This is a genomic window from Variovorax sp. P1_H2, assembly GCF_056405295.1.
In genome coordinates this window covers 54,283-61,911 of the sequence record NZ_JBFUCJ010000028.1, presented here as the reverse complement: position 1 = coordinate 61,911, position 7,629 = coordinate 54,283, and the positions used below count along the sequence as shown (strand labels likewise).

Annotated in this window: 5 protein-coding genes and 1 pseudogene; all 6 read left to right on the top strand. The window is 66.9% G+C overall.

Annotated elements, in window-relative coordinates; all coding sequences use genetic code 11:
• Positions 1–719: pseudogene (locus AC1D2E_RS12620) on the top strand (hypothetical protein); the annotation flags it as partial.
• Positions 720–907: 188 nt separating this feature from the next.
• A complete protein-coding gene (locus AC1D2E_RS12615; RefSeq protein WP_478197714.1) occupies positions 908–4,801 on the top strand; it encodes a DUF3683 domain-containing protein in 3,894 nt (1,297 codons plus the stop codon).
• A gap of 8 nt (positions 4,802–4,809) precedes the next feature.
• The gene (locus tag AC1D2E_RS12610; protein ID WP_478197717.1) at positions 4,810–5,247 is read left to right on the top strand and encodes an HIT family protein; all 438 of its coding nucleotides are present in this window, start codon (positions 4,810–4,812) and stop codon (positions 5,245–5,247) included.
• Positions 5,247–5,678 (top strand): gamma-butyrobetaine hydroxylase family protein, encoded by a 432-nt coding sequence (locus tag AC1D2E_RS12605; protein ID WP_478197713.1) that lies wholly within the window; start codon positions 5,247–5,249, stop codon positions 5,676–5,678. Before AC1D2E_RS12610 ends, AC1D2E_RS12605 begins: the two co-directional genes overlap by 1 nt.
• A gap of 70 nt (positions 5,679–5,748) precedes the next feature.
• A complete protein-coding gene (gene ubiE, locus AC1D2E_RS12600) occupies positions 5,749–6,480 on the top strand; it encodes a bifunctional demethylmenaquinone methyltransferase/2-methoxy-6-polyprenyl-1,4-benzoquinol methylase UbiE (protein WP_478197712.1) in 732 nt (243 codons plus the stop codon).
• 28 nt (positions 6,481–6,508) lie between these two features.
• The gene (locus tag AC1D2E_RS12595; RefSeq protein ID WP_478197711.1) at positions 6,509–7,555 is read left to right on the top strand and encodes a Tim44 domain-containing protein; all 1,047 of its coding nucleotides are present in this window, start codon (positions 6,509–6,511) and stop codon (positions 7,553–7,555) included.
• Positions 7,556–7,629 lie beyond the last annotated feature (74 nt).

The window sequence follows — 7,629 nt, the reverse complement described above, 5'->3', positions numbered from 1 at the left end:
ATTACCAGTCGATGTACTTCGGAACCGATGCCGATTACGCCAAGACCACCACGGTGGGCCAGGCCGCCACCCAGTGGCCGTTCACCTTCGACCAGGCGCCGCAACAGAAGCCGACTGTCATCAAGACGGTCGATCTCGGCAAGCGTCCGACCGCGGTGAAGGCAAGCCTTTACTCGACGCAGCGCGCGTGGATCGCCACCGAAGACGGCAGCCTGCAGATCTACAGCCTCGGAAACTACGCGTCCAACGGCTCGGCGGTGGCGACCGACATCGCGCTCAAGGGCTCGGTCGCGATCGGCAAGAACCCGACGGCGCTGGCCTACGTGAAGCACGATCCCGCCGAAGAAACGGCCGTCGGCACGTTGAACAACAACGTGCTGGTGGTTTCGCGCGGCGAGAARAAGCTCCAGTGGGTGCATTTCAACACCGACAACAACAGCGGCTCGATCCGCCGCRMGCTGCAGGATTCCCGGATGAAGGACCCGGTGTGGGCTGAGGATGCCGACAACCATGGCACCGGAGCCTACGTCCTGACGGTGGCGGACTATGAGGGCAAGCAGGCGTTGAACTACCGCTATGGCSCGGTCGTATTCCACACCAACRCGACCGGCGYCTGTCAGCCGCCGAACGGCTGCGGCATGTCCCAGGCTTTCGAGTTCGGCGGTGCGTATGCGCTGCCCGGCAAGGCCTTCCAGGTGACCGGCGCGAACGTGCCATGACCTGACGCAGTTCGCAGCTCGATCCACGACGGCCCGCTTCAAGCGGGCCGTTTTTTTGTCGATTCAGCGCTTGCGGGCAAATCGGAACGGGCCCCGGGTGCCCGCGCGCCAGCATGGGCCATCGGCCTGACTTAAAATTTGCCCCCCTGGTTCGTGGGCGCGCAGCGCCCGACCGAGGCGACTCCCCGATGAATGCTCCGACCGCGTTGACGGCGTTGTTGTCGCAGGCCGCAGAGCCTGCGCGACTGCGTGAGATCCCCTACAACTACACCAGTTTTTCCGACCGCGAGATCGTGATTCGCCTGCTGGGCGAGCGCGGCTGGGACCTGCTCCAGCGCCTGCGCTCCGAACGCCGGACCGGCCGCTCGGCCCGCATGCTGTACGAGGTGCTGGGGGATATCTGGGTCGTTCAGCGCAACCCCTACCTGGTCGACGACCTGCTGGACAACCCGCGCCGCCGCAGCCAATTGGTGGAAGCGCTCAAGCACCGCCTGGGCGAAGTCGAGAAGCGGCGCACGCCCGACAGCGACGCCCAGCGCGACGTTTCCGTCGGCGAACTGACCGGCCTGGTGGCGCAGGCTGTGGCTTCCTTCGACGCCATGTTCCGCGAGATCGCGGCCCTGCGGCGCAAGGCCACGCGCGAGCTGCGCCGGCTCACCGCCAAGGACAACATCAAGTTCGACGGCCTGTCGCGCGTGTCGCACGTGACCGACGCCACCGACTGGCGCGTCGAATACCCCTTTGTCGTGCTGACGCCCGACACCGAGGCCGAGATGGCCGGCCTGGTCAAGGGCTGCATCGAGCTCGGACTGACCATCGTGCCGCGCGGCGGCGGCACCGGCTACACCGGGGGCGYGATCCCGCTGACCTGGAACAGCGCGGTCATCAACACCGAGAAGCTCGAGGCCATGACCGAGGTCGAGATGCGCAAGCTGCCCGGGCTCGAAGCCCCGGTGCCGACCATCTGGACCGAGGCCGGGGTGGTGACCCAGCGCGTGGCCGATGCGGCCGAGCGCGCCGGCTTCGTGTTCGCGGTCGACCCGACCTCCGCCGAGGCCTCCTGCGTCGGCGGCAACGTGGCGATGAACGCCGGCGGCAAGAAGGCGGTGCTGTGGGGCACCGCGCTCGACAACCTGGCCTCGTGGCGGATGGTGACGCCGGACGCCGAGTGGCTCGAGGTCAGCCGGGTCGGCCACAACCTCGGCAAGATCCACGACGCCGACAGCGCGCTGTTCGAGCTCCAGTACTTCGCCGCCGACGGCAAGACCGCGCTGCGCACCGAGCGGCTCGAGATCCCCGGCAAGACCTTCCGCAAGGAAGGCCTCGGCAAGGATGTGACCGACAAGTTCCTGTCGGGCCTGCCCGGCATCCAGAAGGAAGGCTGCGACGGCCTGATCACCAGCTGCCGCTGGATCGTGCACCGCATGCCGGCCCACACGCGCACGGTCTGCCTCGAGTTCTTCGGCAATGCCAAGGATGCGGTGCCCAGCATCGTCGAGATCAAGGACTTCATGTTCGCCGAGCAGAAGCGCTCGGGCGTGCTGCTTGCGGGCCTGGAGCACCTCGACGACCGCTATCTCAAGGCGGTCGGCTACGCGACCAAGTCCAAGCGCCATGGCGGGCTGCCGAAGATGGCGCTGTTCGGCGACATCGCCGGCGACGACGCCGACACCGTGGCGCGCGTGACCTCCGAGGTGGTGCGCATCGCCAACTCGCGCAGCGGCGAGGGCTTCATCGCGATCAGCCCCGAGGCGCGCAAGAAGTTCTGGCTCGACCGCAAGCGCACCGCCGCCATCAGCAGGCACACCAACGCCTTCAAGATCAATGAGGACGTGGTGATCCCGCTGCCGCGGATGGCCGAATACACCGACGGCATCGAGCGCATCAACATCGAGCTGTCGTTGCAGAACAAGATCGCGCTGGCGGATGCGCTCGAGGACTTCCTCGCGCGCGGCAACCTGCCGCTGGGCATGCGCGAGGATGCCAACGACATTCCCGCGGCCGAGGTACTGGAAGGCCGCGTTTCCGAGGCGCTGGCGCTGGTGAGCGAGGTGAGAGCCCTGTGGCAGGGCTGGCTCGATCAGGTCCCGGCGCTGTTCCCGCAACTGCAGGACCATTCGCTGCGGGCGAGCTGGAAGACGCAGCTGCGCGAGCCGCTGGCGGCGATCTTCACCGGCGCCGAGTTCGTGCCGATCCTGGCGGAGTGCAGGGAGATCCACCAGCGCATCCTCAAGGGCCGGGTCTGGATCGCGCTGCACATGCACGCCGGCGATGGCAATGTGCACACCAACATCCCGGTCAACAGCGACAACTACGAGATGCTGCAGACCGCCCACGCGGCGGTCGTGCGCATCATGGCGCTGGCGCGCAGCCTCGACGGCGTGATTTCGGGCGAGCACGGCATCGGCATCACGAAGCTCGAGTTCCTGAGCGACGCCGAGCTGCAGCCCTTCACCGACTACAAGAAGAAGGTCGACCCCGAGGGCCGCTTCAACAAGGGCAAGCTGCTGCGCGGCAGCGAGCACGCCGGCGCGGACGGCCGTGCGCTGCATTCCGACCTGACCAACGCCTACACGCCGAGCTTCGGCCTGATGGGGCACGAGTCGCTCATCATGCAGCAGAGCGACATCGGCGCCATCGCCGACAGCGTCAAGGACTGCCTGCGCTGCGGCAAGTGCAAGCCGGTGTGCGCCACCCACGTGCCGCGCGCCAACCTGCTCTATTCGCCGCGCAACAAGATCCTCGCGACCTCGCTGCTGGTCGAGGCCTTCCTGTACGAGGAGCAGACCCGGCGCGGCATCAGCATCAAGCACTGGGAGGAGTTCGAGGACGTGGCCGACCATTGCACCGTGTGCCACAAGTGCCTGACGCCGTGCCCGGTCAACATCGACTTCGGCGATGTCTCGATGAACATGCGCAACCTGCTGCGCAAGATGGGGCAGAAGTCCTTCCGTCCCGGCAATGCGGCGGCGATGTTCTTTCTCAACGCGACCAACCCGCAGACCATCAAGATGATGCGCGCCGGCATGGTCGGCATCGGCTTCAAGGCCCAGCGCATGGCCAACGACCTGCTGCGCGGGTTGGCGAAGAAACAGACCGCCGCTCCGCCGGCGACGCTGGGTCCGGCGCCGATCAAGGAGCAGGTGATCCACTTCATCAACAAGAAGATGCCCGGTGGCTTGCCCAAGAAGACGGCGCGTGCGCTGCTCGACATCGAGGACGCCGACTACGTGCCGATCATCCGCAATCCGCAGGCGACCACGCCCGAGACCGAGGCCGTGTTCTATTTCCCGGGTTGCGGTTCGGAGCGCCTGTTCTCGCAAGTCGGCCTGGCCACGCAGGCGATGCTGTGGCATGCCGGCGTCCAGACCGTGCTGCCCCCGGGCTACCTGTGCTGCGGCTATCCCCAGCGCGGCAGCGGACAGTTCGACAAGGCCGACAAGATGATCACCGACAACCGGGTGCTCTTCCACCGCGTCGCCAACACGCTGAACTACCTCGACATCAAGACCGTGGTGGTGAGCTGCGGGACCTGCTACGACCAGTTGCAGGGCTACCAGTTCGACAAGATCTTCCCGGGCTGCCGGATCATCGACATCCACGAGTATCTGCTCGAGAAGGGGATCACCCTGGCGGACTCCGCTGGTGCGGGCGGCGGCTACCTCTACCACGACCCCTGCCACACGCCCATGAAGCTGCAGGATCCCATGAAGACCGTGAAGGCGCTGGTCGGCGACAACGTGCTCAAGAACGACCGATGCTGCGGCGAATCCGGCACGCTCGGCGTGACCCGTCCGGACATCTCGACGCAGATCCGCTTTCGCAAGGAAGAGGAACTGAAGAAGGGCGAGGCCGCGCTGCGCGATGCCGGCAAGGTTGCGCCCGAGGCCAACGTCAAGATCCTCACCAGCTGCCCGAGCTGCCTGCAGGGCCTGAGCCGCTACGGCAACGACCTGAACAACGGCCTGCTCGAAGCCGACTACATCGTGGTCGAGATGGCCAACAAGATCCTCGGCGCCGACTGGATGCCGGCGTACGTGGCCGCCGCCAACCAGGGCGGCATCGAACGCGTGCTGGTGTGAGCGCGCCGATGCTCGTGGCGGGTTGCCCGCTGTGCGATGCGACGGGCGGCCGGCTGGTCTTCCAGGGCGCGAGGCTGCGCGTCATCCATGCGGCCGAAGCGGGCTTCCCGGCCTTCTACCGGGTGGTTTGGACCGACCATGTGGCCGAGTGGTCCGACCTGGCGCCGATCGACCGTGCCCTGTGCATGGAGGCCGTGGCGGTGGTGGAGCAGTGCCTGCGCGATGCGCTGGCGCCGGTCAAGATCAACCTGGCCGCGCTCGGCAACATGGTGCCTCACCTGCATTGGCACGTGATCGCGCGCTTCGAATGGGACAGCCGCTTTCCCTCGCCCGTGTGGGCCGAGGCCCGGCGCGCGGCCGACCCGCAGCGCGAGCAGGCGGTCGAGCATCAACTGCCGGCGCTGGAACGCGAGATGATCCGGTGTCTGGCGACAAGGAGTTTCTGATGGCAGGCTTGCAGGCGGGCGCACCGACGCCCCAGTTGATCACGGTGCACGGACAGTCGCGCGTGCTCGAAGTCGGATTTTCCGACGGCGCGGTCTTTCGCATCCCGTTCGAGCTGATGCGCATCTACTCGCCCTCGGCGGAGGTGCAGGGCCATGGACCCGGCCAGGAGGTGTTGCAGACCGGCAAGCGCGAGGTCGACCTGGTCGACCTGCAGCCGGTCGGCAACTATGCGGTCCAGCCGACTTTCAGCGATGGCCACGACACCGGGATCTTTTCCTGGGACCTGCTGTACGACCTCGGTGCCCGGGAGGCCGAGCTGTGGGCCGAGTACGAGCGCCGCCTTGCCGCGGCGGGCGTCGATCGCGACGCACCCATGGCCGAGAAGTCGGCCGCTTCCGGCCACGGTGGGCACGCCTGCGGCAGCCATTGAGCAACGAAATTCCGGCATCCTTGCGGGATATCCGGGTTGATGTGAACGCTTCCGGCCTAACATCGGGGCTATGARCACCACCCATTTCGGATTCGAATCGGTCGACGAAAGCGACAAGGCCAAGCGCGTGCGCGGGGTCTTCGACTCGGTCGCCTCGCGCTACGACCTCATGAACGACCTGATGTCGATGGGTCTTCACCGTGCCTGGAAGGCCTACACGGTGATGGTCGCCAACGTCGGCGAGGGCTCGAAGGTGCTGGACATCGCCGGCGGCACGGGCGACCTGGCTTTGGCCTTCGCCAAGAAGGTGGGCGCCAGCGGCGAGGTGGTTCACACCGACATCAATGAAGCCATGCTGCGCACCGGCCGCGACCGCCTGCTCGATGCCGGCGTCGCCTTGCCGACGCTGGTCTGCGATGCCGAGAAGCTGCCTTTCCCCGACAACCATTTCGACGTCGTGACGGTCGCCTTCGGGCTGCGCAACATGACCCACAAGGACGTCGCGCTGAAAGAAATGAACCGCGTGCTGAAGCCGCGCGGCAGGTTGCTGGTGCTCGAGTTCTCCAAGGTCGCCAAGCCGCTGCAGAAGGCCTACGACTGGTATTCGTTCAGCGTGCTGCCGCGTCTCGGCAAGGTGGTGGCCGGAGACGATGCCAGCTACCGCTATCTGGCCGAGTCGATTCGCATGCATCCGGCCCAGGAAGATCTCAAGACCCTCATGAAGGAGGGCGGTTTTGGTCATGTGGACTATCACAACATGACGGGCGGCGTGGTCGCCCTGCATGTTGGAATCAAGTGTTGAAGCTGTTTTTGGCCGTTGAGGAGACGTCATGAAGAATTTGGGTTCCTGGTTGTTGGTGTGCGCCTTGGCTGTCGTGAGCATCGACGCCAGTGCCGCCCGCATGGGTGGCGGTCGCTCGATCGGCAAGCAGTCCAGCAACGTGACGCAGCGCCAGGCCACGCCGCCTGCCTCCCCCACGACCCCGGGCGCGCCGGCGCAGAACGCGACCAATACCGCTGCCAATCCTGCGACCGCGGCGCCGGCTGCGGCTGCACCGAAGCGGCCCTGGGCCGGAATGCTCGGCGGTCTCGCGGCCGGCCTTGGTCTGGCCTGGCTTGCCCATTCGCTCGGCCTCGGTGCCGCCTTCGGCAACATCCTGCTGATCGGTCTGCTGGTGCTGGCGGCCGTCGTCGTGTGGCGCATCTTCTCGGCCCGTTCGCGTGCCGCTGCGTCGCCGCGCGCCGGTGGCTTCGCCTTCCAGGGTGCGGGCAGCCCGGCGGATGCCACGGCGCCGCCGCAGTACAGCCCCCGCAACGTCGGCAACGATGCCTCGGCGCGGCCATGGGAGAGCAATGCCATCGCCTTCGAGCCCAGCGCGTCCCAGCCCGAGCATCCGGCCGACCGCACGGGCGGCTCGTCGATGGCCGGTGCCGCCGCTGCGGGCGGCAGCATGATCGGCTCGGCGCTGGCCGGATCGCAATCGTGGGGCATTCCCGCCGGCTTCGACACCGACGGCTTCCTGACGGCGGCCAAGCGCAACTTCGTGACCTTGCAGGATGCCTGGGACCGCGCCGACATCGGCACGCTGCGCTCGATGATGACCGACGGCATGGTCGGCGAGATCCGCCAGCAACTCGCCGAGCGCGAGACCCACACCGGTGGCCAGCCGAACAAGACCGAGGTCGTCATGCTCGATGCCAAGCTGCTCGGCATCGAAGAACTGCCCGATGCCTACCTGGCGAGCGTCGAGTTCTCCGGGATGATCCGCGAGGACGTGTCGGCCGGCCCGAGCCCGTTCCGCGAGGTCTGGAACATGACCAAGGACACCAAGGGCAGCAGCGGCTGGCTCGTGGCGGGCGTCCAGGCATTGCAATAAGCTCGCCCCCAGGTTGCCCGGCACTTCGTGTCCGGGCGCCCACCCCCTACCGGGGGCGCAGCCAGCGGCCCGGC